1 protein-coding gene and 2 pseudogenes are annotated in these 2649 nt (G+C 72.4%); all 3 read left to right on the top strand.

What is annotated here, in order from left to right; all coding sequences use genetic code 11:
* A pseudogene (locus AC2W7J_RS17390) lies at positions 1–312 on the top strand (hypothetical protein); the annotation flags it as partial.
* Positions 313–314: 2 nt separating this feature from the next.
* Positions 315–1595, top strand: a complete 1281-nt coding sequence (gene ftsW / locus AC2W7J_RS17385) for a putative lipid II flippase FtsW (protein ID WP_255185923.1) — start codon at positions 315–317, stop codon at positions 1593–1595.
* Positions 1592–2649 (top strand): annotated as a pseudogene (gene murG / locus AC2W7J_RS17380) (undecaprenyldiphospho-muramoylpentapeptide beta-N-acetylglucosaminyltransferase); the annotation flags it as partial. The gene ftsW and the pseudogene murG, both read left to right, overlap by 4 nt.

Genomic DNA, 2649 nt, shown 5'->3' with positions numbered 1-2649 from the left:
CTGGCAAGGCGCGCGTCGACGAGCTCGTCGCGGCCGCGGCGGCCGGCTGCGGCCGCCGTGCTCATCGGTCGTGACCGGGAGCAGATCGCGGCCGCCATCGCCCGACACGCGCCCGATGTCCCGGTGATCGACGTCGCCGCGACCGACACTGGGGCGATGGACCTCGTCGTCCGGCACGCGGCCTCACTCGCCGTCCCCGGCGACGTCGTGCTGCTGGCCCCGGCGGCGGCGTCCATGGACATGTTCGACAACTACGGGGCCCGCGGCGACGCCTTCGCCGCGGCGGTGCACAGGTACCTGCAGGAGGGGTGAGCGTGAGCAGCAGCGCAGCGACCGGGTCCGGTCGAGGCCGCGCGCGCCGGACGCGCTCCACCAGGGTCGACGAGTGGGTGGCGCGCTTCGAGTCGCCGATGACGACCTACTACCTCCTGCTCGGCATCATCGGGCTGCTCGTCGGCATCGGCCTGGTCATGGTCCTGTCGGCGTCGATGATCGTCTCCCTGCGGGAGAACGACAGTTCCTTCACGATCTTCCTCAAGCAGTTCATCTTCGCCATCGCGGGCGGCCTCGCCCTGTGGTGGGCCTCGCGGCGCAGCATCGGCTTCTGGAAGAAGATGTCGCTGCCCGCCGTCGGCCTCTCGATCCTCCTGCTCCTGCTCGTGCTCACCCCGCTCGGCTTCGGCTTCCAGGGCAACCGCAACTGGATCGGTGTCGGGTCGCTGTCGATCCAGCCGAGCGAGATCGCCAAGATCGGGCTCGTCCTCGCCGGAGCCCTCGTCCTCGAGCGCAAGCGCGCCCTGCTCGGCTCGATCAAGCACGCGATCGTGCCCTTCCTCGTGCCGGGCGTCATGATCGTCGTCGGCCTCGTCATGCTCGGCCACGACCTCGGCACCGCCATGGTCATCTGCGCGATCGCCGTCGGCATGCTCTTCGCGGCGGGCGTGCAGCTGCGCTGGTTCGCGCTCGGCGCCGGAGTCCTGGCGCTGCTCGGCGTCCTCGCCGCGAGCATCGGCAACAACCGCATGCAGCGCATCCAGATCTGGCTCGACCCGCAGCAGTGCGCGCCGGGCACCGACCTCTTCTACGGCATCTGCCGGCAGTCGGTCCACGGCCGCTACGCCCTCGCCGACGGCGGGTGGATCGGCGTGGGTCTGGGCGCCAGCCGGGAGAAGTGGGGCTGGCTGTCCGAGCCCTACAACGACTTCATCTTCGCGATCATCGGCGAGGAGCTCGGCCTCATCGGCACGCTGACCATCCTCGGTCTCTTCGCCGCCTTCGCCCTCGCCGGGCTGCGCCTGGTGACCCGCACCGACGACTTCTTCGTCCGCATCGCCACCGCCGGCATCTGCACCTGGGTGCTCGTGCAGGCGATGATCAACATCGGCGCCGTCATCGGGATGCTCCCGGTCATCGGCGTCCCCTTGCCCTTCGTCTCCTCCGGCGGGTCATCGCTCGTGACCTCGATGCTCGCCGTCGGCATCCTGCTCAGCTTCGCGCGGGGCGAGCCGGGGTGCTCTGAGATGATCGCCGCCAAGCCCTCGCGGGCGCGTGCCCTGCTCGCCCGCTTCCCGAGCAGGAGGACCTCGTCGCGATGACGCCCACCCGCCCCTCACGCATCCTGCTGGCGGGGGGTGGCACAGCGGGCCACGTCTCGCCGCTGCTCGCCCTCGCCGACTGCCTGCGCCGGCGCGACCCCGCCACGCAGATCCTCGCCCTCGGCACATCCGAGGGTCTGGAGTCCCGGCTCGTGCCGGAGCGCGGCTACGACTTCGCGACCATCCCCAAGGTGCCGCTGCCACGCAAGCCCTCCGGCGACCTCGTCCGGCTGCCGGTCAACCTCCGTCGCGCCGTCGCCGCGGCCGGGCGGGCCATCGAGCAGGTCGACGCGCAGGTCGTCGTCGGCTTCGGCGGCTACGTCTCGACCCCGGCCTACCTCGCCGCCCGCAAGGCGGGCGTGCCGATCGTCATCCACGAGCAGAACGCCCGCGCCGGGGTGGCCAACAAGGTCGGTGCCCGCTTCACGGACGTCGTCGGCGTGACCTTCCCCGGCACCAAGCTCTCCGGCAGCCGGGTCATCGGCATGCCGCTGCGCCCCGAGATCGTCGCGCTCGACCGGGCGGCCACGCGCGCGGAGGCCGCGCGGGCCTCGGGCTGCGCGAGGACCTGCCGGTCCTGCTCGTCACGGGTGGGTCGCTCGGCGCCAAGCGGCTCAACGACGCCTTCGAGGCGAGCGTCGCGACGCTGCGGACGCCGGCGTGCAGGTGCTGCACGCGACCGGGGCCGGCAAGGACTTCGTCGCCACCGGCGGCGACACCTCGGTGCCCTATGTCGTGCTGCCCTACGTCGACCGCATGGACCTGGCCTACGCGGCTGCCGACGCGGTCGTCTGCCGGGCGGGTGCCAACACCGTGTGCGAGCTGACTGCCGTCGGCCTGCCCGGCGTCTACGTCCCGCTGCCCATCGGCAACGGCGAGCAGCGGCTCAACGCGGCCGGGGTCGTCGAGGCCGGCGGCGGCCTGCTCGTCGAGGACGCCGACGTCGACCCGGCGTGGGTCGCCCGCGAGATCGTCCCGCTGCTGAGCGACCGGGCGCGCCTGGAGTCGATGTCGGCGCGCGCGCCGTCGGCACGCGACGCGACGAGACCTCGCG

The sequence above is a fragment of the Janibacter sp. CFPM2_SD2 genome, from assembly GCF_057364645.1.
This window is presented reverse-complemented; position numbering and strand designations above follow the sequence as displayed.